This window comes from Streptomyces sp. NPDC001068 (assembly GCF_042897315.1).
GTDB lineage: Bacteria > Actinomycetota > Actinomycetes > Streptomycetales > Streptomycetaceae > Streptomyces.
This window is the reverse complement of sequence record NZ_JBIAYD010000010.1, coordinates 59,857-86,488: the sequence shown is the minus strand read 5'-3', so window position 1 is coordinate 86,488 and position 26,632 is coordinate 59,857. Positions and strand designations below refer to the sequence as shown.

Here is a 26,632-nt window from a genome sequence, read left to right as displayed (position 1 = left end):
CCGCCCGCCGCTACAACAGCGCCTTGACCTGCGTCGCCGTCAAAGCCCTCTGGAACACCTGGACCTGTCTGATCGAGCCGGGGAACCAGTCGGCGGGAACCCCGTTCGCGGTGGCGCGGCCGATCACCAGGGGGCCCTGGGCGTCGACGGGGTTGGCGTCGGCGACTCCGCCCTCCTGGACGCCGTCGACGTACAGAAGGAGCCGGTCGCGGCCGCCCTCGTAGACACCGACCAGGTGGGTCCAGACGTCCGGCCTCGGGGTGGAGAACGACAGGGCGCGCAGGTCGGGGCGGGCGAACGCCCACCGCTTCTCGGCACCCGCGTACTGGAGGTAGAAACCGCTGACGGCGCCGGCGTCCTGGCTGACGGCGGTGGCGAAGACCGGTGGCAGACCGCTCAGCGCCACCCACGCCGAGACGGTGAAGCCCCGGCCCCTGCCGGTGCGCAGCACCGGCCCCGCGGTCACTATCTGGCTGGTGCCGCCGTCGAACAGCGGGGCCCCGTCCTTGCCGCGCCCCCAGCCGACCCCGGTGGCCGTCCCGTCGTACCGGCCGGTGTCGTCGGCGGCGACCGTCCCCGAGATCTCGTCCAGCGGCCAGGCGTCGAGCGGCGCGGGGACGGAGACGGGGACGCCACCGCCGGAGCGCGGTGGGGACTTGCCGGCGCCGCCCCGGTCGACGAGGCGCGCGACCGGCAGGGCCGCGAGCGCGGCGACCGCGAGGGCTCCCCCGGAGAGGAGCAGGGTACGACGGCTCGCGCCGGGATCCCGCCCGTACGGCACCGGGTCGAGCCGGGTGAACGACCGGGTCGTGACAGGCCGCGGGACCACACGCGTGACGTCGTCGGCCCCGGGCGGGGCGGCGGGAGCGGACTCGGGTTCGGCGGCGAGGGCGGTGACGTCGGCCGTCAGTCCGATCCGGGCCAGGATCTCGCGCGGAGTGGGCCGTGCGGCCGGGTCCTTCGCCAGGCAGGCGGCGATGAGAGAGGCGAGGTCCGGGTCGGTGACGGCGGTGATGTCGGGTCCGTCGTGCACGACCCGGTACAGCAGGGAAGGAGTGGGCCCCTCACCGAAGGGGTTGCCGCCGGTGGCCGCGAACGTCAGGACCGCACCGAGCGAGAACACGTCGCTCGCGCCGGTCACCTCACCGCCCTCGACCTGCTCCGGCGACATGAAACCGGGCGAGCCGACCATGAGCCCGGCCCCGGTGATGGTGTCGGACTCCACGCTGCGGGCGATGCCGAAGTCGATGACCCGCGGCCCGTCCTCGGCCAGCAGCACGTTCGACGGCTTGAGGTCACGGTGCACGAGCTGGGCGGCGTGGACGGAGGTGAGCGCCTCGGCGAGTCCGGCGGCGAGGCGGAGCACGTCGGCGGCGGGCAGCGGCCCCTGTCCCGCGACCGCGTCCTGCAGGGAGGGACCGGGGATGTAGCTGGTGACCAGCCAGGGCAGCGGGGCGTCCGGGTCGGCGTCCACGACGGGAGCGGTGAAGGCGCCGCTGACCTTGCGGGCGGCCTCCACCTCACGCCGGAACCGCGACCTGAACTCGGGTTTTCCCGCGACCAGTTCGGCGTGGACCACTTTCACGGCGACGGCCCGGCCGCCCGGCGAGCGGCCGAGGAAGACCCGGCCCATGCCGCCCTCACCGAGCCGCCGCAGCAGTTGGTACTCCCCGACGGAACGCGGATCGCCGGGCTCCAGAGCTGCCACGATTACTCCCGCCCCGCCGACTCCCGAAGACTCGGTCAGCATAGGACCGTCGGTACGGGCGACTGGCCAATTCCGGTCCCCCCAGGGCACGTTGCCCGCGGGTCTGCCCTCGCGGACAGGGCGCTACACGGAGGCGACGAAGGCGTCCCAGGCGGCCCGGCCGAGGATCAGGACCGGTCCTTCGGGATTCTTGCTGTCACGGACGGGGACGACGGAGGTGAACTCGGGGGCGAGTTCGAGGCAGTTGCCGCCGTCCCCGTCGCTGTAGCTGCTCTTGATCCAAGTCGCCGCGCTCAGCCGGTTCCGGTTCATCGTCGCCGTACTCCTCCATCAACTTGGTGATCAAGGCCGCGGATTCGCGAGCCGACAGCGTGTCCGCCCTCAACACATCATAGATTCGGCTCATCGCGGCGTACGCATCCGGATCATTGTTGAAGTAGCCCTGACTCAGCGATTCCGTGTAGATCCAGGGTTCGCCGTCTGGCGTGCTGATCAGCGACACCGGGCGGTCGGGACGGGTGAGGTCGAAGCGGTTGGCCGGAGCCATCTGGACGCGGATGTTGGGCCGTTGCCCCACGCTCAAAAGGTGCGCACACTGCTCCCGCATCACAGTCGGGCTGCCAACCCAGTGGCGCAGACAGCTCTCGTCCAGTACCGCGATGTAGGTGGGACCGCCATCTGCGAGAAAGCGCTGCTGCCTGCTCAGGCGGGCCCTGACCCGATTCTCGAGCACATCCCCGGTGGCTCCCCTCCTGGAAACCAGCGCTCGCGCGTAGTCCGCGGTCTGCAGCAGGCCCGGCACGACCATGGACTGGTACTCGTACAGCGCGACCGCCTGCGCCTCCATCTCCACCCTGCGCGCGAACCAATCCGGATGCTCCACCCGCGGGTACCAGTCCACCCGCCCCCACAACCGCATCAGCACCCCACCCGTGTCCAGCACCTCGTCGCACTTCTTCGCGAACGAGTCCGACGGCACCCGGGTGCCCGCCTCCACCCGTGCCACCAGGGACCGGTCGCACGGGATCTGCCGGGCCAGCACCTCCTGGGTGAGGAGCGCCTCCTCGCGGTAGTGCCGTAACAGCTCGCCGAAGAACTCCGCGTTGGTGGTCACCGTGACCGGCCCCCCTCTGTGACAGGTGCCGGTGGCACGCACCCGGCATTGATACCGACCGTGCCCGTCCGCGACGCTCTGTACACCCAGAGTTACGAAGTGGTGTCGGAGCGCACATGACTGAGCACATCGAAAACGGGATCGGCGCGGGATCGGTCGTCTACGACACCCGCACGGACAGGGTCGGCGAGTACCGGGGAGAGTCGGGCCCGCACGTCCTGCTGCGGCCCCTAGGCGGCGGCCGGGAGTGGGAGGCCCGCCCGGAGTCGGTGCGGCCCGCGACGGCCGAGGAGCGGCTCGGCGCGGAGGTGCGGGCGGCCAACCACCGGTCCCGCGCGCTGAGTCAGCCGGTCGCGGACTCCCCTGCACCGGAACCGGTCGCCGGCTGCGCGGCCTGCGCCGAGTTCGCCGGGAGACGGCGGCAGGCGGCGGCACGGCCGGACGCGAGCGCGGTCACCGACGCCGACGTGCTGCTCCGGCGGCACCTGCGCCGGGACCACCGGGGCACCCGCCCCCGGCGCTTCTTCCGCTTCGCGCCCTACCTGATCGCGCAGGACGACACCGCCGAACCGGAGTACGCGGCGTACTGCGTCTCCGGGGACGAGGCGGACTGCGGGGCGGGGTCCGGGCCGTGCGGGTCGCCGGAGGCGGTGGAGGAGTGGCAGCGCCGGCACACCCGGGACACCCGGCACCTGCGCTACCGGCGCAGCTTCACGGACTACGCGGTGCTGGAGCCGCAGGGCGGGCGGCCCTGACGCGGGTCAGCAGGGCGAGTCGTCGGGCAGGTGCTGCCGGGCCCACTCGCCGAGCTCCTTCAGCGAGGGTCCCAGCGCGGCGCCCGACGCGGTGAGGCGGTAGGAGACCCGCAGCGGCGGGCCCTCGTCGACCTCGCGGACGACCAGTCCAGCGGCGCCGAGTTCGGTGAGCCGGTCGGAGAGCATGCGTTCGCTGATGCCGGGGATGGCGCGGCGCAGGTTGGCGAAGTGCGTCGGCTGGCCCATGAGGACGGACAGGATCGGGCCGTTCCAGCGCTTGCCCAGCACCTGGAAGACGCGCGTGATGCCGCCGTCCACGGCTTTGCACTGCTCCGGGTCGTGCGTCTGGTCCACCGCCATGCCTTCAGGGTACAGGCTCATGACAGAGGGGGGTGAAAAAAAGTAAGCACCTGTGTTATCTATAGCTGAGTACGAATTCTCAGCCCGCGTCCCGCACCGGGCTCGCTATCCCCGTGTCTGGAGACACCCATGGCCACCCTTCTGCACATCGACTCGTCCCTCCTCCCCGGCGGAGCGTCCGCCTCCCGCGCCGTCACGGAGGCCTTCCGCGCGGCATGGCAGGAGCAGCACCCCGACGGCACGGTGATCTACCGCGACCTGGCGGCGGACCCGGTGCCGCACATCACCGCGGCCGGCCACACCGCCGGGTTCGCCGACCCCGCCTCCCACACCCCCGAGCAGGCCGCGGCCTTCGCGGAGCGGGTGCGGCTGATCGAGGAGCTGGAGCAGGCGGACGCGATCCTCATAGGCGCCCCGATGTACAACTTCACGATCCCGTCGACGCTCAAGGCGTGGCTGGACAACGTGATCCTGATGGGCCGCACCGGGGGCGACGACCCGTCCGCCAAGGGCACCCCGGTCACCGTCGTGGCCAGCCGCGGCGGTTCGTACGCGCCGGGCACCCCGCGGGAGCCGTTCGAGTACGTGCAGAACTACCTGTCCGCGGTCCTCTCCGGCGGCCTCGGCCTCGAAGTCGACTTCATCGTCCCGGAACTGACGATGGCTCCGCACGTGCCGGCCATGGCCGAGCTCGTGCCGCTGTACGAGGCCTCCCGTGACCGCTCCCTCCAGGACGCGGCCGACAGGGCCAAGGACATCGCGGGCCGTCTCGCCGCGTAGCCGGCCCGGCTGAGCGGATTGCGCCGATCGGCCCAGCCGCGCGTGCGGTTCCGGTGGCGGGCGGTTGTGATGGACGCGTTGTCACCCCCCTACCAGGAGGCCTTCATGCGCATCCGCGCTCTCGCCGTCACCGGCGCCATCGCCGCCACCCTCGCTCTGGGCACCACCGCCGCCTACGCCGACAACGGCGCCGACGCCACCGGTACCGCGTCCAACAGCCCGGGCGTGCTGTCGGGCAACGTCATCGAGGTGCCGGTCGACGTCCCGGTCAACGTGTGCGGCGACAGCATCGACGTGATCGGCCTGCTCAACCCGGCCGCCGGCAACGCCTGCACCAACGGCTGACCCGACCGGACCACCACGCGCGGAGCCCGCCGGAGGACATTCGTCCTGCGGCGGGCTCCGCGGTCGTGTGCGGCCCGGCGGACCGGGAGGCCCTAGTCCTCCCCGGAGGCGATGAACTTCTCGTACTTGTCGGCGCTCATCAGCCCGTCGAGCTGCTTCTTGTCGGAGACCTGGACCTTGATGATCCACGTGTCGTGCGGCTCCATGTTGAGCAGTTCGGGTTCGGACTCCAGGTCCCCGTTCACCTCGGTCACCTTGCCGCCGACCGGCATGAAGAGGTCGCTCACCGACTTCACGGACTCGACGTTGCCGAACTCCTGCCCCTCTTCGACCGTCCGGCCGACGGTCGGCACTTCCACGAACACGATGTCACCGAGCTGCTTCTGGGCGTACTCGGTGATCCCGATCTCGGCGGTCGCGCCGTTCATCCGGATCCATTCGTGGTCCTTCGTGTACTTGCAGTCGGTCGGGTACATGGCGCGACTCCTTCGAGGTCGGTAGGCGCAGTCAGCCTGCCACCTCCGTCGCTCTGCGTAACGAACCGGATACGCCTTCCGGGCTAGTCGTCGTCCCGCAGCCGCCGCCAGACGCGCGTGCGGTGCAGGACGTAGACGGCGGCTGCCAGGGCCACGATCTGGAGACCGACGGCCAGGAGCCAGAACTCGTCACGGGTCTCCAGCTTGTCCGTCAGGAAGGTGAAGTTCATGCCGAAGAACCCGGTCAGGAACGACAGCGGCAGGAAGATCACGGACACGATGGCCAGCCGGTTGATCACACCGTTCTGCTCGCCCGCGATCAGGGACGAGTAACTGGCCAGGGCGCGGCGCGCGGCATCCTGGAGGGACTCGACGTCCGTGCGGACCAGCCGGGCCGCGCGGACGAACTCCTGGGCCAGCCGCTGCCGTTCGGCCGGGAAGTCGCTGCTCGTCATCCGGCGGGAGACCACGTCGTCGACCGCCTGGAGGTAGGGCAGCAGTGTGTGGTGCAGCAGCGCGGCCCGGCGGCGCAGCTGGGACAGCTGGTAGATCTGCTCGGGGCGCCGGTTCTCGAACATGTCGTCCTCCAGCTCCTCCACCTGGAGCAGCGCCCGTACCGTGGCCCGGCGGAAGGTGGCCAGCGCCTCCTGGAGCAGCAGGAACAGCGTGGCCACGGCGTCTCGCGGCCGTTCCCGGCACAGCTGCGTCGTGAAACCCGACACCAGGACGTCCTGGCCCCAGTGCGCGGCCACCACGAAACGCTCGCCGGCCAGCACGTGCACGTGGGCGATCAGGTCGTCCACGACCACGGGGACGACGAAGCCGGCGAGGTCCCCGAGGAACTCGGCCCGCGACACCTCGTCCGCCCTGCCGAACCACGCCAGGTCGTCATCGTCCAGACCGAGCCGGCGGGCCGCCGGCTCGTCCGCCGGATCCGCCTCGTCGAGCAACCGGACCCCGAGCAGCAGGAACGGGTCCTCGGCGATGAGCCGCCGCGCCTCGGCCAGGGACACCCCCGTCCGGCCGCCGTCCGGCACCGACACCCTCGTCACGATCATCGCCCTCACCGCCCTCGGCCACCGTCCCAGCCTCCGCACGGCCCGCGCCCCGCGCACGCCGGGACGCCCGTCTGCCGGGCCGGACGGCCACCTACGGGTGAGGGCGCGGCCCGTTGCCCCGCCGCCGCGGGCACAGGAGAGTGAGGGCATGGATCAGCAGCAGGCACGCACCTGGCTCGACACCGCCGTCGCCGAGGCCCGCGCCGGGCTCGCCGAGGGCGGCATCCCGATCGGGGCCGCGCTCTACGGCGCCGACGGCGCGCTGCTCGGCCGCGGGCACAACCGGCGGGTGCAGGACGGCGACCCGTCCCTGCACGCCGAGACCGTCGCCTTCCGCGCGGCGGGACGGCAGCGGTCGTACCGGGGCACCACCATGGTGACGACCCTGTCGCCGTGCTGGTACTGCTCGGGCCTGGTCCGCCAGTTCGGGATCTCCCGGGTGGTGATCGGCGAGGCGGTCACCTTCCACGGCGGCCACGACTGGCTCGCCGGACACGGCGTGGAGATCGTCCTGCTGGACGACCCCGAGTGCGTGGGCCTGATGAGCGCCTTCACCACGACCCACCCGGCCCTGTGGAACGAGGACATCGGTGATGAGTGACACGACCGGCACCGGCCCCCGTATCCCCACCATCGACTTGCGGCCCTGGCTCGACGGCGAGGCGGAGACCCGGCGCGGGATCGCCCGGACGGTCGACGAGGCCCTGCAGACCGCCGGCTTCCTGCTCGTGACCGGGCACGGCGTCGACGGCGAACTCCGCGACGACCTGCGGAAGGCCGCGCGGGCCTTCTTCACGCTGCCGGAGGAGGCGAAGGCTGCCTACGCGGCGAAGGTCGGCGGACGCGGCTGGCTGGGACCGGGGGCCGAGGCCAACGGCTACTCGGAGGGCACCGCGACCCCGCCCGACCTGAAGGAGTCGCTGACCTTCGCGACCCATGAGCCCTTCGAGGACCCGGCGACCAACGCGGAGTGGTACGCGCCGAACGTGTGGCCGGTCGAGGTTCCGCAGCTGCGGGCTCTCTGCGCGGTGTACCTGGCAAGAATGGGCGAGCTGGAGAAGACGCTGCTCGAGCTGCTGGGGTACGCGCTCGGAGTGGAACGGAACTTCTTCGCCCGGCACATGAGCCACCCGACGTACGGCTTCAACATCAACTGGTATCCGGGGACCGCGGTCGTCGGCGATCCGGAACCGGGACAGTTCCGGATCGGGCCGCACACCGACTTCGGGACCGTGACCGTTCTGGACCGGCAGGCGGGCCGGGGCGGGCTCCAGGTGTACACCGACGAGGGCGGCTGGGAGGACGCGCCTTACGACCCTGCCGCGTTCACCATCAACATCGGTGACCTGATGGCCCGTTGGACCGGCGACCGGTGGCGGTCCGGGCGGCACCGGGTACTGCCGCCGCCGGCGGACGCGCCGGACGAGGAACTGCTGTCACTCGTCTACTTCGGCGAGTGCACCCCTGGCACGGTCGTCGAGTCGGTCCCGGCACCGCTCGGCCGGGTCGCGTACCCACCGGTCGACTCGCACGCGTACCTGCGGGAGAAACTGAACTCCATCACCGTCGACTGACACCACCCGGACGAACGTGTCGCAGATCACAGCTCGATTCGGTTTGCGTTCATGACCGGATCGGTCTGCGGTCATGCACTCCTCCCTCAGCGGTTGACTCCTGAGTAACCGGCTCCCAGCAGGCGCTTTGACGTCGCCTCAGACGGTCATCAGATAAGCGGAGTTGAGGTTCCGATTGCCCGGGACCGTTCGCGCCGGTTTTTGTGCACTGTCTGTTCGAGAAGCGTCACAGCAAGCCACAGGGAACTCGGTAGTGTGGTCGCACTCCCCTCTCGGAGGCAGGCCAGCAGGCAGATCCAGCCTGCTGTCGTGTCACCGAGGGAAAGGAGAAACGATCCATGGCCAACGCCGAGGAGACCGAGTCGGAGGAGCCGGGAGAACCTCCCGATCACCCGTCCCGCCCCGAGGAGCCGGATCACCCTGACGGAACACGCCTGCGCTGGGAACACGTGCAGCTGATCGTCGACGCCGTGGGCGTCGCGATCGGGTTGATCGGAATCTGGCGCGGCTGCGGCGGATGAGGTAGCCCCCTCACCCGCCGCTCACCACAGGGTCGGCCAACAGGGTCCGCGCCCCTGGACCGGTGCCAGAAAACATCGCCAGGGCGCGGGCCCTCCTACTTCCAGACCCCTACAGACGCACTCACGCATGGAACACCGCGAGAGTTCGACGGGGATCCCACGTCACGTGCTCCGCGTTTCTCGATACTGCCGTGCGGCGCGGCGCTTGGAGAACCCTCTCGGACCCTAGACGGTACCAGCAGACCACTCTGCCTGCGGTGTGATCGGTGTGCTGAACACCCCGGCCGGGTGTGCAACCACCGGGAACAGCGCCGAAACGGTACCGCTCCGCGCGCGTGTCCGGCATTGCGTGCGCGGGAAGGCGTTCTCATGGCCCGTGGCACGGCACCCTTCAGCTCCGCGGCTCTGCGCGACGCGCGACGGCGACGACGGGTCGACGGCCGACTGCTGAGCGCGGCCGAACTCGCCCGTCGCGTCGGCACCTCGAAGTCCCGGATCCTCGCCTACGAGAAAGGCACCTCGGTGCCCGAACCGCAGCGGATCGAGCAGCTCGCCCGCGTCTTCGGCATCCCGCCGCGTCGGCTCTGCCCGCCGGCGTCCGACACGGCGAACGGTATTCGCCGGCTCCGGGTCGCGGCGGGCCTCACCAGCGCGGAAGCGGCCGAACAGCTCGGCATCAGCCGGAACACCTACCGAGACCTGGAACTGCACGCCAAACTCCCGGCCCGTCAGCACGGCACCCTTCCGCAACGGCTTGCGGAGGTGTTCGCGGTCAGCACCCGCGCCGTCCACCGCTCCCTGGACTCGCATCCACAGACGACGGAGCGGCGCGAGGAGATCGCCAGGCTGCTGGCCGCCCTGTTCCTCCGCGCCCACGAGACCGGCAGGCCCGCCACCGTCGGCGCCGACGAACCCGACCTGCAATCCCTGGCCGCGCTGCTGAGACGGTCCACGGGAATCACCTGCCGCCTGGTCGACCACGAACTGGGACGGCTGCGCGACGACCTCCGGGAACGCGCCGCGGAAGAGGCGACGGCCGCCTACGGGCAGCACGAGGACGACATCCGCCGCGCCCGGGACCGGATAGTGACGCTGACCGAACGGATAGACCGCGCGGCGGTCCAGGCCGCCGGCTCATGGACCCGGTTCCTGGCGGAGGCGATGACCGGCCGGCAGTGGCGCCTGGTGGTGCGGCTGCTGAACGCGGAGCCGGTACCGGACGGGCGGCTGCTCGAATTCGGCGACCTGGAGGCCTGGCAGGGGCTGGCCGCGCGCGGGCTGATCACGCGCGAGCGCATCCCGGAAGGCGGCGCCGGAGGTTTCGTGCTCACCCCCACGGGGCTGGCCCGGGCGTTGCACGAGGCCCGGCTGTACACCTGCCTGTACCCCAGGGTGTCGGCACCCTCCCGTACGGCACGGGTGATCGCCCGGAGGAAGTTCCTCGACGCCCGCAGACGATGGACACCGGCCGCGCCCGTTCACAACAGGCCCACGACAGGTCCGCTTTCGTAATCATACGGACACCGCCTGCTATGGCCCGGAGCAACTCCCCCTTTCTACACTTGCGTTGAGGGGGGACTGCCTTGCACAGACGGTTGCACGGGCGTGGGGCGCTGTTCGACGCGGAGCCGGCCGGGCTCATACCGAGGATCGTCGGGTTACGGCCGTACCAGCACCGTACCCATCCCCTCGAACACCCCGGCGAGCTGCCGTTCCTGGTGCTGACCGGCGCCCGTGGGCTCGGCAAGAGCGCGGTGCTCGGCGAGTTGCGGGACGCCTACCAGGGGCACACCCCGGTCGCGCTCGCCGACTGCGCGGAGGCCCAGTTCGCGGCGCCGCCCACCGAACGGCCCGCCGAGTCCTGGTCGCCGCTCGGGCAGCTCCTGCTGGTCGTCGCCGAACAGCTCGCGGAACCGGTGACCGGCGCCGGGCGGATCACCTTCCCGCGTCTCATGTCCGGACTGGTCGCGGTGGCCGCCGGCGGCTGGAGCGACGCCGACTCGGAGCGGATCCGGCGCGAGGTGGAGCGGATCCTGCTGCTGAACGAGAGCGGCTCCTGGATCAGCGGGCTGGCGGGACGCTGGGCCGGGAAGGTGGCCGCGAAGGTGGTGGCGGCCGCGACCGGCACCGGACCGCTGGTCTCCGGAGCCATCGAGGCCACCCTGGAGTCGGTCGCCGAGGGGTTCGCCAGCCGCCGGCACCAGAAGGCGTCGGTCTGGTACCGCACGTACCCCAACGCGGGCGGCCACGCGCAGCGCGGACTGATCCTGCTGTCCGGGCACTTCCGGGCCGGCGGCACCTCGCGGGAGCACGCCGAGCGCTATCTCGTACGGGCCCTGCTCGCCGACCTGACGGAGGCGTACGCGGGCGTGCTGCCCCGCATGCAGCGGCTCGGCCGTCCGCTGGTGCTGGTCGACAACGCGCAGACCGGGCCGGGTCCCGGCCTGCTCGACGCCGTGCTGAAGGACCGCGCCGACGGGGTCGCCGACCAGGTGGCGTTCGTCGCCGGACTGCGCGGCGACGGCCGGGAGCTGCTGCGCAACGGCGTACGGCGGGAGCTGGCCGGGGTGGCGCGGCACACCGAGTGGGCGCCGGACGCGGCCGCGCCGTCCTCCCGGGCCCTGCTGGTGGCGTTGCCGCTGCTCTCCCCCGACGACACCCTGCACCTCGTCGCCGCCCCGGCCGTGCCCCAGCTCCCGCACGCCGTCCACCGGCTGACCGGGGGCAACCCGCTGGGCACCACCGTGCTCGCGGAGGCCGCGGCCCAGCACCCGGACCGGGCCGGCACCCTCGCCGACCTGCTGACGGCCGGGGTACGGCTGACCGAGGACGGCCCCGCGGCCCCCGCGTACGCCCAGCTCCTGGCCCGGCTGGTGCCCGGGGACCGGCTGGACGAACTGACCGTCCTGGCCGCCGCCCACGACTACGGGTCGGCGTGCGCCCTGGCCGAGGCACTGCTCCCGGACGACTTCGGGCCGTCGGGCGTACGGGCGTTGCAGGACCTGCTGGCCCAGGAGGGCATGCCGGTCAGGTACGGGCAGTTCGTCGGCGACCGCTTCGTCCGCACCCTGCTGCTGCTCCGGCTGCACCTGCGCGACGGCGACCACGGCGACTGGCGCACCGTCCACGAGACCCTGACCGGCTTCTACACCGGTGACTGGCCGGCCGGCTTCCGGCTGCACCTGCGGCTGGCGCTCGGCGAGACCGACCAGGCCGTCGCCCACCTCCGCGACACCTTCCAGACCGTGGAGACCCCCGTCTGGCTGCGCACCCTGCGTTTCCTCGCCTCCGCGCCCTACTTCCACGCCCACGACACCGAGGGCCGCGACTCCGCCGGAGACGGCGACCGGCGGGCGGCGGTGGCGCTGGGCCGCACCGACGCGCGCCACCCGGTGCCCGAGGGCACGGACCCCGTACTGCACCTGCGGGTAAGGCGGTTGCTGCACGCGCTGTGGTACCTCACCGACCCGCTCGTGGTGCCCGACCCGAGGGTGGGCGACCGGCTGCGCTTCGAACTGGAGCAGCTGTCCGACCTGCGCCCTGCCGACAACGCCCTGCTGTGGCAGGCCTCCCGGGCCTGGCCGGCGGCGGCCCTGGCCGGAAGGCCGCCCGAGGCGGACGACGAGGGCGACGACGAGCGGAACGGGGTGGTCTGATGGCACGGCGGCACGTGGGCACGTGGTTGCGCGAGGGCGTCTGGGAGATCCCGCTGCGCCGCTACCTCGCCCTGCTGGTCACGGCCGCGCTGATCGCCGGTGCGGTGATCGGGATACGGACGGCCGTGCACGAGGACCGGTCCTGCGCACCGGGAGTGGCCCGGCCCGAGGGCAGCGACGAGTGCGTGGGCGTGGCGACGACGGCCTTCGACTTCGGGCATCCGCAACTGCGCGCCACGGTGGACGCGATCGCCCGGGAGAACACCCGCCTCGCGCCCGGGCGTTACGTGACGGTGGCGGTGATGCTGCCGTACACCGCGACGGCGGCGGCGAGCCTCGCCGACATCCAGCACGAGCTGCAGGGCGCCTACCTGGCCCAGTACCAGGCCAACCACGACTCCAACGGGCAGTCGCCGGCGATCCGGCTGGCGCTGGCCAACCCCGGTGCGACCAGCCGGTACTGGAAGGAGATGGTGGACCGGCTGGCCGCCATGACCGGCGGTCCGGACCGGCTGCGGGCGGTGGCCGGGGTCGGGCAGAGCACCGACGACAACAAGAAGGCCGTCAAGGAGCTGACCCGGCTGGGGATCCCGGTGGTCGGTTCCTCGATCACCGCCGACGACCTCGCCAACGGACAGGGCGGCAAGGACCCCTACCCGGGGCTGGCCCGGGTCTCCCCGACCAACACCGACGAGGCCCGCGCGCTGGCCTCCTTCGCCGAGGTCGGCGCGGGCCGGGCGCTGCTGGTCTACGACAAGCCGGGCGACCCGTACACGCGGACGCTCCAGACGTCGTTCGCGGCGCTGATCAAGGGCTCGCCCTACGAACCGCAGCCGTTCACGCCGCCGGCCGACCGCAGCCAGGAGGGGACGACCGCGAACACGTTCCGGCAGATCACCAACCTGGTCTGCGACACCTCGCGGTCGACCGACACGATCCTGTTCGCCGGCCGGCACACGCAGCTGCGCCAGTTCGTCAACGCGCTCGGCGGACGGGGCTGCCAGGACCGGAGGTTCACGGTGCTGACCGGGGACGAGGGGTCGTACCTCACCGGTGAGAAACACCTGGACCGGGACGCCCTGCGGCACCGGCTGTCGGTCCGGTACACCGCCCTCGCCCATCCGGACGCGTGGCTCGGGAAGACCCCGCGGACCGGGGGTTCCGCGGCGGCGACCGGGACGCTGACGCGGCTGCTGAAGAGCGCCGGGAGGTCACCGGTGGGGCCCGTCGGACCGGTGGCCCTGGAGGACGGGCAGCTGATCATCGCCTACGACGCGATGCGGCTCGCGGTGCACGGGATCCGCGAGGCGGTGCCGCAGGGAAGGTCGGTGCCCACGCTCGCCGACGTGGGGCTGCAGTGGCCGCAGGTGAAGGGGTCGCTGCGGGTGGACGGGGCGAGCGGCTGGATCTGCCTGGACGCGCACGGTAATCCGTACGACAAGGCGGTGCCGATCGTGGAACTGCGGCCGGAGGGCGGGTCCCGGTTCGTGACGATCGCCTGGCCGGAAGGGAAGCCGCCCAACAAGGAGTGTCTGCCGCCTTCTTAGGCGGGTGCGGCTGGGTGGGGGCTGGTCGCGCCCGCGCGGCGGAGCCGCACATCGGCTGGGGCCCCGCGCCCCTGAGGACCCGGGCGCCGCGCGCCCTGGTCCTCATGCCGCCAACAGCTCGGCCAGACGTTCGAAACGAGTTGTCCACTGCTGCTCCGACACCGTCCCGCCCGCGGGCTCGTGGGTGAAGCGCAGGACCGTGGCGGACTCGCCGTCGTGTTCCAGGTGGAACCGGATCCGGCCGCCGGGGGCCACCGTGTACTCGGCGATCCGGTCGACGTCCCAGGCCGTGACCGTGCCCGTGCCCAGCTCGCCGAGGGTCACCGTGCCGCCGAGCCGCGGTTGCAGGACGTCGACCGGGGTCAGCCAGGCGGCCAGCCCCTCCGCGGTGGAGAGGCTCGGCCACACCTGGCCCATCGGCCCCGGCAGTCGGATCAGCAGCTGGAGGACGGCCATGTCACCAGTGTCGCTCCTCGGCGGTTCACACGCCCGCGTACGAGTGCTTGCCGGTGACGAAGATGTTGACGCCGTAGTAGTTGAACAGCCAGCAGCCGAAGGCGAGCATCGCCAGGTAGGCGGCCTTGCGGCCCTTCCATCCGGCGGTGGCGCGGGCGTGCAGGTAGCAGGCGTAGGCGACCCAGGTGATGAAGGACCAGGTCTCCTTCGGGTCCCAGTTCCAGTACCGGCCCCAGGCGCTGCCCGCCCAGATCGCGCCGGCGATGATCGTGAACGTCCACAGCGGGAAGACCGCCGCGTTGACCCGGTAGGCGAACTTGTCCAGCGAGGCCGACGCCGGCAGCCGCTCCAGGACCGAGGCGGCGAAACGGCCGGGGGTGCCGCCCGTCTCCAGCTTGTTCTCGTAGGAGTCCTTGAAGAGGTAGAGGATCGTGGCGACCGCGCCGACGTAGAAGACCGCGCCGCAGAAGATGGCGGTGGAGACGTGGATGTACAGCCAGTACGAGTGCAGGGCCGGGACCAGCGGCTCGCTCGCCGTGTAGAGGACCGTGACCGCGAGACCGAGGTCGAGCAGGACCGTGGTGATCAGGAACAGGCCCAGCCAGCGGACGTTCTTCTTCAGGGCCAGCAGCGCCAGGTAGACGGCGACGGCGACCGTGGAGAACGTGATGTTGAACTCGTACATGTTGCCCCACGGCGCCCGCTGCACGGAGGCCGCCCGGGCGATCACGCCGGCCAGCTCCACGAGGAAGGCGAGGACCGTGAGGGAGATCGCGATCCGGCCGTAGAGGTCGCCCTGCTCGTCGCCGCCGTGGGCGCCGGGACCGTCCGGCACGTCGCGCGAGCCCGCCGCGGACCGCACGACGATCTTCGGGCGTTCGAGCACGGCGGTGCCGCCGGCCTTCCTGACCGTGACCGCCGGCGCCTTCTTCGCCGCGCCCTCGGAGGTGAGCGCGTTGGCGGTCCTGGCGACACGGCTGCGGCTGCCCAGCAGCCACTCGAAGATGTAGGCGAAGAAGGCCAGCGTGTAGACGGCCATCGAGGAGTAGACGAGCGTGTTGCTCATACTCGCGAGATGCTCGTTGGTCGCGGCGAGCGTGGTCGGGTCGAGCGCGGTTGCGGCGGCGGAAGTCATCGCTTCTCAGCCCCTTCGGCAGGTACGGGGGATGCTGCTGACTGGTCGTCTTCGTCGGGGTCGGGGGCCCCCGGCGCCTGGTCGTAGAGGATTCCCGCGAGGTCGCCCAGTTCCTCGGGCACCTTCGCGGACTCGCTGCGGCCGAGCCCCGCCATCTCGACCACCGTCACACCGTCGGCGCCCGGCACGGCCCGCACCCAGACGCGGCGGCGCTGGATGAACAGCGAGGCGGCGAGGCCGAAGATCGCGGCGAGCGCGCCGCCCAGCGCCCAGCCGCTGCCGGGTTCCTGGACGATCTCGAAGCCGGCCCATTCCTCGACGCCCTTCTCGAACGTCACGGAACCGGCGCCGTCCGGCAGCCGCATGGTCTGCCCGGGCTTCAGGTTGTCCCGGAACTGCGCCCCCTTGGAGTCCTTGAACTCCTTCATGTGGGACTTGTCCAGCTGGTACACGCTCTGCGGGATGCCCGCGTTGACACCGAGATCGCCGTGGTAGGGCGCCAGGTTCAGCACCGGGTTGTCGAGCGCCGGGAAGGTGGACAGGACCGAGGAGCCGCCGCCGTAGGTCGGCAGGAAGAACAGCTGGATGCCGAGCTGCTCGCTGACCCCCTGGGCGCTCTTGTAGCCGTCCATCACCTTCACCACGCCCTGGGAGCTGATGTTCGCGTCCAGCGGGAGCAGCGGGACCGCGTCGTGGTAGACGACCTCGCCCTTGCTGTCGCGGACGGTGATGACCGGGGCGTAGCCGTGGCTGACGAGGTAGACCTTGGCGTCGTCGATGTGCAGCGGCTCGTTCACCTTGATGGTGGTCCGCCGGGGCTTGCCGTAGGCGCCCTCGCTGTAGTCGACGTCCGCGGTGAAGGTGACCGGGGTGCCCTTGCTCGGTCCGCTGGTCTGGTAGTTCGCGTGGAAGTTCTTCAGGTCGAAGCTGAACGGCACCAGGTCGTCGGTGCCGAACAGCGAGCCGGACTTGAAGTCGTCGTACTGGAGGATCGAGTTGGCGAAACCGTCGCCCTCGACGACCAGCTTGGTGCCGTCCGACTTGTACATCTGGCCGGAGGCGAAAGCGATCAGCATCACGATCAGCGCGACGTGGAAGACCAGGTTGCCGAACTCGCGGACGTAGCCCTTCTCGGCGGCGACCGCGTCCCGCACGAGGTGCGACCGGAAGTGCCGCTTCCTGAGCAGCTTCAGCGCCGCCTCACGGACCTCCTCGGGCTCGGCCGTGGTCCGCCAGGTCGTGTACGCCGGGAGCCGGTCGAGCCGCTTCGGCGCGCCCGGCGGACGGCCGCGCAGCTGGCCCACGAACTGCCAGGCGCGCGGGATGATGCAGCCGACCAGGGAGACGAACAGCAGGATGTAGATCGCCGAGAACCACACCGAGCTGTAGACGTGGAACAGGCCGAGCTTGTCGTAGAGGGGCGACAGCGTCGTGTGGGCCTTGCGGAAGTCGTCGACCTTGGAGATGTCGGCGCCGGACTGCGGGATCAGCGAGCCCGGGATCGCACCCAGCGACAGCAGCAGGAGCAGCAGCAGCGCGACCCGCATGGAGGTCAGCTGCCGCCAGAACCAGCGGGCCCAGCCGACCGGCCCGAGGCCGGGGGCGACGGGTGGCTCGACCGGGGCGGTGGAGAGCTGGGAGCCCGCCTCGCCGAGGTCCGGCTCGGTGTTCCCGGTTTCGGTCTTGCTCATCGATCAGATCCCCACAGAGAAGCCGTCGGACCAGCCCTGCATCTCCTGCACGAGGCTGTCCCAGGCCCCGGTCAGCAGCAGCACACCGGTCACGATCATCATCGTGCCGCCGATGCGCATCACCCAGACATAGTGGCGCTTGACCCAGCCGAAGGCGCCGAGCGCCTTGCGGAAGGCGACCGCGGTGAGCACGAAGGGCACGCCCAGGCCCAGGCAGTAGGCGACGGTAAGTATGGCGCCCCGGCCGGCGCTGCCCTGCTGGGAGGAGAGGACGATCACCGAGGAGAGCGTCGGGCCGATGCACGGGGTCCAGCCGATCCCGAAGAGCGCGCCGAGTACGGGTGCCCCTATCAGACCGGCCACCGGCCGCTTGTGGAAGCGGAACTCGCGCTGGGTGAACCAGGGCATCAGGCCCATGAAGAACACGCCCATGGCGATCATCAGGACGCCGAGCACCTTGCCGAGGGTGCCGGAGTGCTCCAGGAGCGTCGAGCCGAAGTAGCCGAAGAGCGCGCCGCCGGACACGAACACGGCGGTGAAGCCGAGCACGAACAGCGCGGCGCCGGTGGCCATCCGGCCGCGCCGGGCGTCGGCCAGATCGGTGCCGGCGACCCCGGTGACGTACGAGAGGTAGCCGGGGACGAGGGGCAGCACGCACGGGGAGAAGAAGGAGACCAGTCCGCCGAGCAGGGCGATCGGCAGGGCGAGCACCAGGGCGCCGTTGAGGACGGTCGTGTTGTTGGGGCCGGCCGCGAGGGTGACGAGTGCGCTCACGTCACTTCTCCGCGACGACCGGCTTGATCATCTTCAGCAGGTTCTCCTCGCTGAGCGCCGCCAGCGAGCGCGCCGCGACGTTGCCCTGCCGGTCGAGGACCAGGGTGGAGGGGATCGCCTGCGGGTTGAGCGTGCCCTTCTTGAAGCGGAGCATCAGCTTGCCCGTCGGGTCGTACAGACTCGGGTAGCCGATGCCGTTCTGCTTCTCGAAGGCGACCGCGGAACCGGTGCTGGTGTCGCGGGTGTTGATGCCGACGAACTGGACGCCCTGGTCCGCGTACCGCTTGGAGACGGCGGCGAAGTAGGGCGCCTCGGCGCGGCACGGGCTGCACCAGGAGCCCCAGACGTTGAGGACCACGACCTTGCCCTTGTAGTCCGCCACGTCCAGCGTGCCGCCGTCGATGGTCCTGCCCGACAGGTCGGGGGCCGCCGCGCGGTGGCCCTTCGCGGCCGTGTCGATGCCGTCCTTGCCGGTGACGAAGTTGGTGTTGCCGCCTCCGCCGGAGGTTCCGCCGTTGCCGCACGCGGACAGGGTCAGGGCCGCCGCGGCGGCCATGGCGCCGAGCAGGACGGCGCGGCTACGGGTACTCATGTGAAAAGTTTCGCATGCCCGTTCTGGGGATCTTGCGCACCCCCCTCGGTCCGGGACGCGTCCCTTCTCAGGCCGCCGTCCCCTGCTTCAGGAGTCCCTTCCAGCCGCCCGCCGGCCGCTGGCCCACGTCCAGCGTGCGCAGCTTCGCGAGGACCTCGGGCTTCTGGACGTCCATCCAGTCCACGAACTGGCGGAAGGAGACCATGCGCACGTCGGCGCCCTTCTCCTTCTCACGGGCGATGTGCTTGAAGGCCTCCTCGACGGAGTCCATGTAGATGCCGCCGTTCCACTGCTCGAAGTGGTTGCCTATGAAGAACGGCGCCCGGTTTGTCGTGTACGCCCGCTCGAATCCCGCTATGTACGACTGCGCGGACTGGCGCCGCCAGTTCGGGTAGTTGTAGGCCGGGGCCTTCGTCGAGTTCACCGACTGGTTGGCGAGCATGTTGTAGTCCATGGACAGCACCTCGAAGGAGTGTCCGGGGAAAGGTATCTGCTGCAACGGCAGGTCCCAGATGCCCAGCTTCTTCTCCGGCCAGACCTGGCGGCCGCCGGGCGAGGAGGCGTCGTAACGCCAGCCGAGCTCGCGGGCGGTGGGCAGCAGGTTGTTCTGGCCGAGCAGGCACGGCGTGCGGCCGCCGACCAGTTCCTTGTCGTAGTCGAAGGGCAGGGACGGCAGGTCGGTCCAGCCGCTGTTGGTCCGCCACTCCTTCACGAACGCCTTGGCCTGGTCTATCTCGCTGCGCCACTGCTTGGGGGTCCAGTTGCCGACCGTGCCGTAGCCGCCGCAGAAGTGCCCGTTGAAGTGGGTGCCTATCTCGTGCCCTTCGAGCCAGGCGCGGTGGACGTTGGTGAGCGTCGCCTTGATGTGCTCGTCGGTGAGGTAGCCGATGTCGGAGGCGCCGCGCGGGTTGTTCGGCGGGTTGTACAGCCGCTTCTTGGACTCGGGGAGGAGATAGAGCCCCGAGAGGAAGAAGGTCATCGAGGCGCCGTGCTCCTTGGCCAGGTCCAGGAAGCGCGGGAAGAGGCCGTTGCCGACCTCGCCGGCCCCGTCCCAGGAGAAGATCACGAACTGCGGCGGGGTCTGGCCGGGCTCCAGCGGCTCGGGGGCGGCGGGCTGGTGGGGCTGCTTGCCGGTGTTCGAGGTGGAGCCGTCGCCGATGGGGCGGGCGGTGGGCCTGGGCTTGGGCGTCCGCGAGGGGGTACCGCCGGAACCGCCGGCGTGGGTCGCCCCGTCCGACGATGTGTGAGTCCCACAGCCGGCGAGGCCGAGTCCGGCCGCGGCGCCCGCGCCGACGCCGAGTAGTCCCCTTCGGGTGAAGGTCCGCATGGTTCCCCGATTCGTCACGTCCTCTGGATGTCACCCATTCAGAGGCCGGGACGAACCGGGAGGTTCCATGCGGAACCACATATTTTCAGATTAATTTAAGGAAACCGGTTTCGGAGCCGCGGAGTTCACGCGTTCGCGCCCGAAGGCCCTCACGCGCCGCGGGCCTTCCCGCCCGCCGGCCGTCACGCCCCGAAGGCCTTGCCCTTCCCCTTCACCGGCTTGGCGCCTGCGCGCAGGTGGACCGGGACGAGGTCGATGGCCGGTTCGCTGTAGCCGACGGAGACGATCCTGTCACCCTGGTATGTGAAAGTCGTCAGGGAGGCGAGGGTGCACTGCCGCTTGCGCGGGTCGTGCCAGAGCCGGCGCCTCTCGACGTAGGACCGCAGGATCCAGATCGGCAGCTGGTGACTGACCAGCACCGCCTCGTGACCGCGCGCCCGGTCCCTGGCCGCGTCCAGCGCCCCCCGCATCCGGACGACCTGGTCGACGTAGGGCTCGCCCCAGGACGGCCGGAACGGGTTGACGAGGTACTTCCAGTTGGCGGGCTTCTTCAGCGCACCGTCGCCGACCCCGAAGGTCTTGCCCTGGAAGATGTTCTCCGCCTCGATGAGCCGCTCGTCGGTGGCGAGGTCCAGCCCGTGCGCCTTGGCGATCGGGGTGGCGGTCTCCTGCGCCCGCTCCAGCGGCGAGGCGACGACGTACGTCACGTCCCGCGAGGCGAGGTGCTCGGCGACCCGGTCGGCCATCTGCCGGCCGAGCTCGGAGAGGTGGTAGCCGGGGAGTCTGCCGTAGAGCACCCCGTCGGGGTTGTCGACCTCGCCGTGCCGCATCACGTGGACGACGGTGATGTCCTGCTGCTCGCTCATGCTGCCGTGGCCTCCGCGGCCGCTCGGGCCGCCGCCGGGAGGGCGTCGGCGATCTTCTGGATGGCCCGCTCGTCGTGGGCCGTGGAGACGAACCAGGACTCGAAGGACGACGGCGGCAGGTAGACGCCGTCGGAGAGGAGGGAGTGGAAGAACGCGGTGAACCGGAACGACTCCTGGGCCCGCGCGTCCTCGTAGTTGCGCACCGGCCGGTTGGTGAAGAAGACCGAGAACATGTTGGAAGCCGTCTGCACCTGGTGCGCGACACCCTCCTTGTTCAGCGCCTCGGAGACCAGCGCCTGGATCTGCGCGGACACGGCGTCGACCTTCTCGTACGCCGCGTCGTCGAGCAGCCGCAGCTGGGCCAGCCCGGCGGCGGTGGCGACCGGGTTACCGGAGAGGGTGCCGGCCTGGTAGACGGGACCGGCCGGGGCGAGGTGCGCCATGACGTCCTCCCGTCCGCCGAAGGCGGCGGCCGGGAAGCCGCCCCCCATCACCTTCCCGAAGGTCATCAGGTCGGGCACCACCCCGTCGATCCCGAACCAACCGGCCCGGCTGGTCCGGAACCCGGTCATGACCTCGTCGGAGATGTAGAGGGCGCCGTTCTTGTGGCAGGTGTCCCTGACCCCCTGGTTGAACCCGGGCGCCGGCGGCACCACGCCCATGTTGCCCGGCGAGGCCTCGGTGATCACACAGGCGATCTCCCCGGGGTGCCGGTGGAAGGCCTCCTGCACGGCCTCAAGGTCGTTGTACGGCAGCACGATGGTGTCGCCGGCCTGGGCGCCGGTGACACCGGGGGTGTCGGGCAGCGCGAAGGTGGCGACCCCGCTGCCGGCCGCCGCGAGCAGCGAGTCGACGTGACCGTGGTAACACCCGGCGAACTTGATCACCTTGGTGCGCCGGGTGAATCCGCGGGCCAGCCGGATGGCGGACATGGTGGCCTCGGTGCCGCTGCTGACGAGCCGCACCTGCTCCAGGGGGTCGATCCGGGCGACCATCTCCTCGGCGAGGGCGACCTCGCCCTCGCCGGGGGTGCCGAAGGAGGTGCCGCGGGAGACAGCGTCCTGGACGGCGGCGATGACCTCCGGGTGGGAGTGCCCGAGGATCATCGGGCCCCAGGAACAGACCAGGTCGACGTACTCCCGGCCGTCGGCGTCGGTGAGGTAGGCCCCCTTGCCGGAGACCATGAAGCGGGGGGTGCCGCCGACGGCACGGAAGGCGCGCACCGGGGAGTTCACGCCGCCTGGCGTGACCGCGGAGGCGCGGTCGAAGAGCGCCTGTGAGGCGGGCGCGTCGTAGGGATAGGGCGTTTCGCTCTGGGCACTCATGGTGTGCGGCTTCTCCGGCTTCTCGGACTCCGGTTGCTGGGTGACCTCCTCAGGGTAGGCGGAGCAGCCTGCTCTGCTCGCAGCGACGGTGGCCACAGCGGTCTTCCACCGGGCCGCCGGGCTCTTCCCGCCCCGTCGGACGGCGGGCCCCGCGCGGCGCCCGGGGCATCTGCGAGACTGTGACCCGATACACCCAGCTCATCCGGTACATAGCCGGCCGGAGGCTGTAAAGATCCTGCGGACTGATGTTTCGACGCACGTTTCGGCGGGCGGCCGTGGGGGAGGTCACTGACACGATGATCGGGTTGCGCGGCGGGGGCCACGCGTCCTAGAAAAGCAGTCGGGTGGAGATATGCATCGCGGTGGCGGACTGGGCGAGGGGACTGACGACCTGGGTCCTCGACGTGCCCGGCGGGGAAGGCACCGACGCGAGGCGGAGGAAGCGGCCGAGGCAGCGCGCCAGGAACAGGGCGCGCCGAGTGAGTCCGAACGACGTGACCGACGTATCGATCAGTGGGACCAGAGGGGCCAGCGGATCGATCGCCGGATCGACCGTCTTCAGACCGGGAGCAGGAATGGTGGTCGGGTGGGGGTGACGTACAAATACTTCGGCGCTCCGGACGGCGCTACCGCGGCCCGGGTCCCGATCTCGATGCGCCCCGAGGAACTCGGCGGCGACGAGCTCGGTATGAACGGCATGTTCACCAAGATCAAGCCGGAGACCATGGCCGCGATGGTGCTGACGGGCATCGAAGGCGTGCCGCTGAACAAGGTGCCACCCCTGGAGCTGGTCGTCCTGCACCCGGACTACGCGGTGGTCAGGCTGCCCATGACGGTGGTGGACCCGCTGCGCGGCATAGGCGAGGAGGCGGTCGGCGCCGCGGCCTTCATCTGGTCGACGGTCCCGGACCGGGGCGGCCCGAGGGACGCGTTCAACGTCTACCAGCTGCTGCACGAGTGGCAGGACTTCTCGCACCGGCTGCACGAGGCGGGGCATCAGCCTTATTGCCTGGTGTGGCCCTGAGCCGGGGTTTCGCTGGTAGCGGGCGGGGTCTTCGGGCCTCGCCCTTTTTTGACGCCGGGGAGGCCCCGGGCGTTTGACGCCAGGGAGGCCCCGGAGGGTCCAGGGCCTCTCGCGTCCCGGCGACGTGGGCCGGCGGGGTCGCCGGTCTGCCGAAGCCGGCGCCGCCGGGGATCCGGCCGGCCCGCCCCGCCGCTCAGGCGTTGGGGCGCTTGCCGTGGTTGGCCTTCTTCTTCTTGCGGGCGCGCTTCTTGTTCCCTCGCTTGGCCATGGCGCATACCTCCCCGGTACGGGATTTTCCAGGCCTCGCCAGTCTAGGTTCGACCGGAGACGCCCGCATCGGAGGCGCGGCGCGCGGGCGGGACCGCGGGACCGCCCGCCCCGGCGGCTCTCAGCGGATGCGGGCCACGCCCGCGTAGATGCCGCTGCCCTCGGGGGTCGCGACCGGGGCGGTGGGGAACCACTCCGTCGCCGTGACCAGGCCCGGGGAGACAAGGTCCATGTCGTCGAAGAACCGTTCCACCTCCGGACGGGTGCGGAAGGCGAGACGGATGCCGCCCCTGGCGTACTCGGCGACGACCTGCTCGACCAGGTCCGGGTACAGGTCGGACGCGGCGTGCGAGAGGATCAGGTGGCTGCCCGACGGCAGCGTCTCGGCCAGGGCCCGGACTATGTCGTGGGCGCCCTGCTCGTCGCTGATGAAGTGCATCAGGGCGATGAGCGACAGCGCGACCGGGCGGTCGAAGTCCAGGATGTGCCGGGCGTGCCGGACGATCGCCTCCGGGTCGCGCACGTCCGCCTGGATGTAGTCGGTCGCCCCCTCGGGACGGCTGATCAGCAGCGCCTCCGCGTGCCGCAGGACGATCGGGTCGTTGTCGGTGTAGACGACCTTCGCCGAAGGCACCACGTTCTGCACGATCTGGTGGAGGTTCGGCTCGGTGGGTATCCCGGTGCCGATGTCCAGGAACTGGTCGACGCCCTGGGTAGCCAGCCACGCGGCGGCGCGGTGCATGAACTGGCGGTTCTGCCGGGCCGCGTCCCTCGCCTCGGGCGGCAGCTTCTCACCGACGGCCTCGTCGACCGGGTAGTTGTCCTTGCCGCCGAGCAGCCAGTCGTACACCCGCGCGGGGTGCGCCCTGCTGGTGTCGATCGACCCGGACGGCTGAGGATTGGTCGTCATGGCAACTCCATCGCGCCGGTGAGAGGTACAGAGCGAGTTCGCGGTGATCGTACTCGTCGTCTCATCTGCCGTGGACAGTGGGCGACTTGAGCACAACTGGAGGTTCCGATGCGCAAGGTGACCTATTCGATGGGCGTTTCGCTCGACGGCTACATCGTCGGTCCGGACGGCGGCTTCGACTGGACGGACCCCGACCCGGAGGTCTTCCGCTACTGGATCGACGAGATCCGGGAGGTCGGCGTCCACCTGCTGGGCCGGCGGCTGTACGAGACGATGCTGTACTGGGAGACCGCCGACCAGGACCCCTCGCTCGGCGAAGCGGACCGCGAGTGGACCGCGCTGTGGAAGCCGCTCCCCAAGGTGGTGTTCTCCACCACGCTGACGGAGGTGCGGGGCAACGCCCGTCTGGCGTCCGGCACTCCGGCGCAGGAGATCGCGCGGCTGCGGGCCGAGCCGGGGACGGGTGAGATCGCCATCGGTGGTGCGGCGCTCGCCGTCGAGGTGGCCGCGTCGGGTCTGATCGACGAGTACCGGACCATCGTCCATCCGGTGCTGGTCGGCGGTGGCGTTCCGTACTTCCCCCGGCAGGAGCGCCGGGTGGATCTCGAACTCGTCGAGACCCGTACGTTCGCGTCGGGAGTCGTCCTCCTCCGTCACGTGGCGCGCCGGCCCGCGGGGACGTCCGCCCCCGCGCAGTGATCTCCGCGCTCACATCCAGGTGTCGAGCCACATCCTGGCCTGCCAGCCGGAGTACGGGATGGTCTGGCCGGTGTAGATCGGGAAGAAGTAGACGAAGTTCCAGACGATGAGCAGGACCAGGACACCCGCCGCCACCGCGCCGGTCTGCCGCCGTCGCTCCGTCGCGCCCGGCGGACCCAGCACGGCTCCGATCAGCATCGCCACGGCCAGGCACAGGTAGGGCACGAAGACGACCGCGTAGAAGAAGAAGATCGTACGGTCCTGGTACAGGAACCAGGGCAGGTAGCCGCCGCCGACCGCGCACAGGACGGCACCGGCCCGCCAGTCGCGGCGCAGCGCCCAGCGGTAGAGGAGGTAGACCAGGGCGAAGCACGCGGCCCACCACAGGACCGGGGTGCCCAGGGCGAGGACCGTCCGGGTACAGGGGGACGCCGAGTGGCAGCCGTCCTCGCCGGGCTGCGGCGAGGTGTAGGAGAACAGCACCGGGCGGCCGAGGACCAGCCAACTCCACGGGTTCGACTGGTACTTGTGGGGCGCGTGCAGCCCCACGTTGAACTGGTACACGAGGTACTCGTAGTGCCACAGGCTGCGCAGCGGGGCCGGGATCCACGACCAGGTCCCGCCGCGGCCGTCCGCCCAGTGGCGCCCCCAGCCGTCGTCGGACAGGAACCAGCCGGTCCACGTCACCAGGTAGGTCGCGACGGCGACCGGCGCGAGGGAGAGCACGGAGGGGACGAGGTCCCTGCGCAGCACCGCCCGGCAGGGGTGACGGGCACCGGCCACCCGGCGCGCGCCCACGTCCCACAGCACGGTCAGGGCCATGAAGAAGACCAGGAAGTAGAGGCCGTTCCACTTGGTCGACGCCGCCAGGCCCAGGAGGAGGCCGGCCGCGAGCCGCCAGGGCCGCAGTCCCGTTCCCGCCCGGTCGCCCGTGTCGGCGTCCGGCCGTGTCCGGCCGTCCGCGCCGGTGGGCAGCGCCGCCGCGAGCCGGGCCCGCGCCCGGTCCCGGTCGACCAGCAGGCACCCGAAGGCCGCGAGCGCGAAGAACATCACGACGAGGTCCAGCAGCGCCGTGCGGCTCATCACGACGTGCAGCCCGTCCACCGCCAGCAGCAGTCCGGCCAGGCAGCCCAGGAAGGTCGACCGGAACAGGCGGCGTCCGATCCGGCACAGCATCAGGACCGACACCGTGCCGAGCAGCGCGGTCGCGAACCGCCAGCCGAACGGCGTCAGGCCGAACAGCTGCTCGCCCACGGCGATCACCCACTTGCCGGTCGGGGGGTGCGCGACGAAGGAGCCGGTGTCGGAGAGGGAGACCACCTGGGGGTGGGCGAGGATCCGCGGGTCCGCGATCTTGCGGTCGGGCCAGGTGCCCTCGTAGCCGAGGCGCAGCAGTGACCAGGCGTCCTTGGCGTAGTAGGTCTCGTCGAAGACGACCTCGTCCGGCCGGCCGAGCCGCCAGAACCGGATCGCCCCCGCCAGCACGGCGACCAGTACCGGCCCCAGCCACTCCATCGCCCTCGCGACCCGGTACGCGGCCGCCGGCGGGAGACCGGCGAGCGCCCACAGGCGGGTGGACGGCTCCGGGAACGGCGGGACGAGTCGCTCCCGGACGTCGGCGGCGCCGGGAGCCGGCTCGGTGGTCCGCCGGAGCGGGGGACGCACCCTGCCC

General features: G+C 71.1%; 27 protein-coding genes and 1 pseudogene. 11 read left to right on the top strand and 17 right to left on the bottom strand.

Annotated features, from left to right (window positions below):
* Nucleotides 1–10: 10 nt before the first annotated feature.
* The 3 genes and pseudogenes from ACFY3I_RS27135 to ACFY3I_RS27125 form a co-directional block, all read right to left on the bottom strand.
* Nucleotides 11–1,708: a protein kinase gene (locus ACFY3I_RS27135; protein WP_390863449.1), complete on the bottom strand. Its 1,698-nt coding sequence runs from the start codon at nucleotides 1,706–1,708 to the stop codon at nucleotides 11–13.
* 123 nt (nucleotides 1,709–1,831) lie between these two features.
* Nucleotides 1,832–1,936, bottom strand: a pseudogene (locus ACFY3I_RS27130) (DUF397 domain-containing protein); the annotation flags it as partial.
* Nucleotides 1,905–2,822 carry a Scr1 family TA system antitoxin-like transcriptional regulator gene (locus tag ACFY3I_RS27125; RefSeq protein ID WP_390863448.1) on the bottom strand — a complete coding sequence of 306 codons (918 nt, stop codon included), beginning with the start codon at nucleotides 2,820–2,822 and terminating at the stop codon, nucleotides 1,905–1,907. The pseudogene ACFY3I_RS27130 and the gene ACFY3I_RS27125, both read right to left, overlap by 32 nt.
* A 116-nt stretch (nucleotides 2,823–2,938) precedes the next feature.
* On the opposite strand from ACFY3I_RS27125, the gene ACFY3I_RS27120 reads away from it, so the two are divergent.
* The gene (locus tag ACFY3I_RS27120) at nucleotides 2,939–3,577 is read left to right on the top strand and encodes a hypothetical protein (RefSeq protein ID WP_390863446.1); all 639 of its coding nucleotides are present in this window, start codon (nucleotides 2,939–2,941) and stop codon (nucleotides 3,575–3,577) included.
* 6 nt (nucleotides 3,578–3,583) lie between these two features.
* On the opposite strand, the gene ACFY3I_RS27115 is transcribed toward ACFY3I_RS27120, so the two are convergent.
* On the bottom strand, nucleotides 3,584–3,937 hold the full coding sequence (locus ACFY3I_RS27115) for a winged helix-turn-helix transcriptional regulator (RefSeq protein ID WP_390863444.1): 354 nt from the start codon (nucleotides 3,935–3,937) through the stop codon (nucleotides 3,584–3,586).
* Between the two features lie 129 nt (nucleotides 3,938–4,066).
* On the opposite strand from ACFY3I_RS27115, the gene ACFY3I_RS27110 reads away from it, so the two are divergent.
* Both ACFY3I_RS27110 and ACFY3I_RS27105 read left to right on the top strand, forming a co-directional pair.
* Nucleotides 4,067–4,717, top strand: a complete 651-nt coding sequence (locus ACFY3I_RS27110; RefSeq protein WP_390863442.1) for an FMN-dependent NADH-azoreductase — start codon at nucleotides 4,067–4,069, stop codon at nucleotides 4,715–4,717.
* A gap of 105 nt (nucleotides 4,718–4,822) precedes the next feature.
* Complete coding sequence (locus ACFY3I_RS27105; protein WP_390863440.1) at nucleotides 4,823–5,062, top strand: chaplin; 240 nt, start codon at nucleotides 4,823–4,825, stop codon at nucleotides 5,060–5,062.
* Nucleotides 5,063–5,154: 92 nt separating this feature from the next.
* On the opposite strand, the gene gcvH is transcribed toward ACFY3I_RS27105, so the two are convergent.
* Both gcvH and ACFY3I_RS27095 read right to left on the bottom strand, forming a co-directional pair.
* Nucleotides 5,155–5,538, bottom strand: a complete 384-nt coding sequence (gene gcvH / locus ACFY3I_RS27100) for a glycine cleavage system protein GcvH (RefSeq protein WP_390863438.1) — start codon at nucleotides 5,536–5,538, stop codon at nucleotides 5,155–5,157.
* Between the two features lie 83 nt (nucleotides 5,539–5,621).
* A complete protein-coding gene (locus ACFY3I_RS27095; protein WP_390863436.1) occupies nucleotides 5,622–6,596 on the bottom strand; it encodes a CorA family divalent cation transporter in 975 nt (324 codons plus the stop codon).
* A 148-nt stretch (nucleotides 6,597–6,744) separates the two neighbouring features.
* Here ACFY3I_RS27095 and ACFY3I_RS27090 point away from each other — a divergent pair, with 148 nt between their 5' ends.
* The 6 genes from ACFY3I_RS27090 (at nucleotide 6,745) to ACFY3I_RS27065 (ending at nucleotide 13,894) form a co-directional block, all read left to right on the top strand.
* On the top strand, nucleotides 6,745–7,197 hold the full coding sequence (locus ACFY3I_RS27090; protein ID WP_390863435.1) for a nucleoside deaminase: 453 nt from the start codon (nucleotides 6,745–6,747) through the stop codon (nucleotides 7,195–7,197).
* Nucleotides 7,190–8,170: an isopenicillin N synthase family dioxygenase gene (locus tag ACFY3I_RS27085; RefSeq protein ID WP_390863433.1), complete on the top strand. Its 981-nt coding sequence runs from the start codon at nucleotides 7,190–7,192 to the stop codon at nucleotides 8,168–8,170. Before ACFY3I_RS27090 ends, ACFY3I_RS27085 begins: the two co-directional genes overlap by 8 nt.
* A gap of 338 nt (nucleotides 8,171–8,508) precedes the next feature.
* Nucleotides 8,509–8,691 carry a hypothetical protein gene (locus ACFY3I_RS27080; RefSeq protein WP_365289028.1) on the top strand — a complete coding sequence of 61 codons (183 nt, stop codon included), beginning with the start codon at nucleotides 8,509–8,511 and terminating at the stop codon, nucleotides 8,689–8,691.
* Nucleotides 8,692–9,060: 369 nt separating this feature from the next.
* On the top strand, nucleotides 9,061–10,203 hold the full coding sequence (locus tag ACFY3I_RS27075; RefSeq protein ID WP_390863431.1) for a helix-turn-helix domain-containing protein: 1,143 nt from the start codon (nucleotides 9,061–9,063) through the stop codon (nucleotides 10,201–10,203).
* A 71-nt stretch (nucleotides 10,204–10,274) separates the two neighbouring features.
* Entirely contained in the window at nucleotides 10,275–12,347 is a 2,073-nt protein-coding gene (locus ACFY3I_RS27070; RefSeq protein ID WP_390863430.1) for a hypothetical protein, read from the top strand.
* Nucleotides 12,347–13,894: a hypothetical protein gene (locus tag ACFY3I_RS27065; protein ID WP_390863428.1), complete on the top strand. Its 1,548-nt coding sequence runs from the start codon at nucleotides 12,347–12,349 to the stop codon at nucleotides 13,892–13,894. The genes ACFY3I_RS27070 and ACFY3I_RS27065 overlap by 1 nt, the downstream gene beginning before the upstream one ends.
* Before the next feature lie 102 nt (nucleotides 13,895–13,996).
* Here the strand turns inward: ACFY3I_RS27065 and ACFY3I_RS27060 are convergent, their stop codons facing one another.
* From ACFY3I_RS27060 to hemL, 8 genes are all read right to left on the bottom strand, one after another.
* Nucleotides 13,997–14,350: a hypothetical protein gene (locus ACFY3I_RS27060; protein WP_390863426.1), complete on the bottom strand. Its 354-nt coding sequence runs from the start codon at nucleotides 14,348–14,350 to the stop codon at nucleotides 13,997–13,999.
* Between the two features lie 25 nt (nucleotides 14,351–14,375).
* The gene (gene ccsB, locus ACFY3I_RS27055) at nucleotides 14,376–15,485 is read right to left on the bottom strand and encodes a c-type cytochrome biogenesis protein CcsB (protein ID WP_390863424.1); all 1,110 of its coding nucleotides are present in this window, start codon (nucleotides 15,483–15,485) and stop codon (nucleotides 14,376–14,378) included.
* A complete protein-coding gene (locus ACFY3I_RS27050; protein ID WP_390863422.1) occupies nucleotides 15,482–17,176 on the bottom strand; it encodes a cytochrome c biogenesis protein ResB in 1,695 nt (564 codons plus the stop codon). The genes ccsB and ACFY3I_RS27050 overlap by 4 nt, the downstream gene beginning before the upstream one ends.
* Nucleotides 17,177–17,179: 3 nt before the next feature.
* Nucleotides 17,180–17,950, bottom strand: a complete 771-nt coding sequence (locus tag ACFY3I_RS27045; RefSeq protein WP_365289021.1) for a cytochrome c biogenesis protein CcdA — start codon at nucleotides 17,948–17,950, stop codon at nucleotides 17,180–17,182.
* Between the two features lies 1 nt (nucleotide 17,951).
* On the bottom strand, nucleotides 17,952–18,542 hold the full coding sequence (locus ACFY3I_RS27040; protein WP_390863420.1) for a TlpA family protein disulfide reductase: 591 nt from the start codon (nucleotides 18,540–18,542) through the stop codon (nucleotides 17,952–17,954).
* A gap of 67 nt (nucleotides 18,543–18,609) precedes the next feature.
* Entirely contained in the window at nucleotides 18,610–19,869 is a 1,260-nt protein-coding gene (locus tag ACFY3I_RS27035) for a hypothetical protein (RefSeq protein WP_390863834.1), read from the bottom strand.
* Nucleotides 19,870–20,051: 182 nt separating this feature from the next.
* Nucleotides 20,052–20,735, bottom strand: coding sequence for a histidine phosphatase family protein (locus ACFY3I_RS27030; RefSeq protein WP_365289019.1), 684 nt, complete (start codon nucleotides 20,733–20,735; stop codon nucleotides 20,052–20,054).
* On the bottom strand, nucleotides 20,732–22,060 hold the full coding sequence (gene hemL / locus ACFY3I_RS27025; RefSeq protein ID WP_365289140.1) for a glutamate-1-semialdehyde 2,1-aminomutase: 1,329 nt from the start codon (nucleotides 22,058–22,060) through the stop codon (nucleotides 20,732–20,734). Before hemL ends, ACFY3I_RS27030 begins: the two co-directional genes overlap by 4 nt.
* Nucleotides 22,061–22,412: 352 nt before the next feature.
* Here hemL and ACFY3I_RS27020 point away from each other — a divergent pair, with 352 nt between their 5' ends.
* Nucleotides 22,413–23,084: a hypothetical protein gene (locus tag ACFY3I_RS27020; protein ID WP_365289018.1), complete on the top strand. Its 672-nt coding sequence runs from the start codon at nucleotides 22,413–22,415 to the stop codon at nucleotides 23,082–23,084.
* Nucleotides 23,085–23,277: 193 nt separating this feature from the next.
* Here ACFY3I_RS27020 and ACFY3I_RS27015 read toward each other — a convergent pair whose 3' ends face one another.
* Nucleotides 23,278–23,352 carry a 50S ribosomal protein bL37 gene (locus tag ACFY3I_RS27015; RefSeq protein ID WP_099895366.1) on the bottom strand — a complete coding sequence of 25 codons (75 nt, stop codon included), beginning with the start codon at nucleotides 23,350–23,352 and terminating at the stop codon, nucleotides 23,278–23,280.
* A 120-nt stretch (nucleotides 23,353–23,472) separates the two neighbouring features.
* A complete protein-coding gene (locus ACFY3I_RS27010) occupies nucleotides 23,473–24,261 on the bottom strand; it encodes an SAM-dependent methyltransferase (RefSeq protein ID WP_365289017.1) in 789 nt (262 codons plus the stop codon).
* A 108-nt stretch (nucleotides 24,262–24,369) separates the two neighbouring features.
* On the opposite strand from ACFY3I_RS27010, the gene ACFY3I_RS27005 reads away from it, so the two are divergent.
* Nucleotides 24,370–24,960, top strand: a complete 591-nt coding sequence (locus ACFY3I_RS27005) for a dihydrofolate reductase family protein (RefSeq protein ID WP_390863417.1) — start codon at nucleotides 24,370–24,372, stop codon at nucleotides 24,958–24,960.
* Nucleotides 24,961–24,969: 9 nt separating this feature from the next.
* Here the strand turns inward: ACFY3I_RS27005 and ACFY3I_RS27000 are convergent, their stop codons facing one another.
* A complete protein-coding gene (locus ACFY3I_RS27000) occupies nucleotides 24,970–26,475 on the bottom strand; it encodes a dolichyl-phosphate-mannose--protein mannosyltransferase (protein WP_390863832.1) in 1,506 nt (501 codons plus the stop codon).
* Nucleotides 26,476–26,632: the final 157 nt, after the last annotated feature.

What these genes read in the sequence shown, in the direction of transcription:
- ACFY3I_RS27105 (WP_390863440.1), top strand. Translation starts at nt 4,823, where the DNA reads ATGCGCATCCGCGCTCTCGCCGTCACCGGCGCCATCGCCGCCACCCTC.
- ACFY3I_RS27095 (WP_390863436.1), bottom strand. Translation starts at nt 6,596, where the DNA reads ATGATCGTGACGAGGGTGTCGGTGCCGGACGGCGGCCGGACGGGGGTG.
- ACFY3I_RS27090 (WP_390863435.1), top strand. Translation starts at nt 6,745, where the DNA reads ATGGATCAGCAGCAGGCACGCACCTGGCTCGACACCGCCGTCGCCGAG.
- ACFY3I_RS27035 (WP_390863834.1), bottom strand. Translation starts at nt 19,869, where the DNA reads ATGCGGACCTTCACCCGAAGGGGACTACTCGGCGTCGGCGCGGGCGCC.
- ccsB (WP_390863424.1), bottom strand. Translation starts at nt 15,485, where the DNA reads ATGACTTCCGCCGCCGCAACCGCGCTCGACCCGACCACGCTCGCCGCG.
- ACFY3I_RS27110 (WP_390863442.1), top strand. Translation starts at nt 4,067, where the DNA reads ATGGCCACCCTTCTGCACATCGACTCGTCCCTCCTCCCCGGCGGAGCG.
- ACFY3I_RS27075 (WP_390863431.1), top strand. Translation starts at nt 9,061, where the DNA reads ATGGCCCGTGGCACGGCACCCTTCAGCTCCGCGGCTCTGCGCGACGCG.
- ACFY3I_RS27060 (WP_390863426.1), bottom strand. Translation starts at nt 14,350, where the DNA reads ATGGCCGTCCTCCAGCTGCTGATCCGACTGCCGGGGCCGATGGGCCAG.
- ACFY3I_RS27080 (WP_365289028.1), top strand. Translation starts at nt 8,509, where the DNA reads ATGGCCAACGCCGAGGAGACCGAGTCGGAGGAGCCGGGAGAACCTCCC.
- ACFY3I_RS27000 (WP_390863832.1), bottom strand. Translation starts at nt 26,475, where the DNA reads ATGGAGTGGCTGGGGCCGGTACTGGTCGCCGTGCTGGCGGGGGCGATC.
- ACFY3I_RS27010 (WP_365289017.1), bottom strand. Translation starts at nt 24,261, where the DNA reads ATGACGACCAATCCTCAGCCGTCCGGGTCGATCGACACCAGCAGGGCG.
- gcvH (WP_390863438.1), bottom strand. Translation starts at nt 5,538, where the DNA reads ATGTACCCGACCGACTGCAAGTACACGAAGGACCACGAATGGATCCGG.
- ACFY3I_RS27085 (WP_390863433.1), top strand. Translation starts at nt 7,190, where the DNA reads ATGAGTGACACGACCGGCACCGGCCCCCGTATCCCCACCATCGACTTG.
- ACFY3I_RS27115 (WP_390863444.1), bottom strand. Translation starts at nt 3,937, where the DNA reads ATGGCGGTGGACCAGACGCACGACCCGGAGCAGTGCAAAGCCGTGGAC.
- ACFY3I_RS27050 (WP_390863422.1), bottom strand. Translation starts at nt 17,176, where the DNA reads ATGAGCAAGACCGAAACCGGGAACACCGAGCCGGACCTCGGCGAGGCG.
- ACFY3I_RS27020 (WP_365289018.1), top strand. Translation starts at nt 22,413, where the DNA reads ATGCATCGCGGTGGCGGACTGGGCGAGGGGACTGACGACCTGGGTCCT.
- ACFY3I_RS27030 (WP_365289019.1), bottom strand. Translation starts at nt 20,735, where the DNA reads ATGAGCGAGCAGCAGGACATCACCGTCGTCCACGTGATGCGGCACGGC.
- ACFY3I_RS27065 (WP_390863428.1), top strand. Translation starts at nt 12,347, where the DNA reads ATGGCACGGCGGCACGTGGGCACGTGGTTGCGCGAGGGCGTCTGGGAG.
- ACFY3I_RS27120 (WP_390863446.1), top strand. Translation starts at nt 2,939, where the DNA reads ATGACTGAGCACATCGAAAACGGGATCGGCGCGGGATCGGTCGTCTAC.
- hemL (WP_365289140.1), bottom strand. Translation starts at nt 22,060, where the DNA reads ATGAGTGCCCAGAGCGAAACGCCCTATCCCTACGACGCGCCCGCCTCA.
- ACFY3I_RS27005 (WP_390863417.1), top strand. Translation starts at nt 24,370, where the DNA reads ATGCGCAAGGTGACCTATTCGATGGGCGTTTCGCTCGACGGCTACATC.
- ACFY3I_RS27040 (WP_390863420.1), bottom strand. Translation starts at nt 18,542, where the DNA reads ATGAGTACCCGTAGCCGCGCCGTCCTGCTCGGCGCCATGGCCGCCGCG.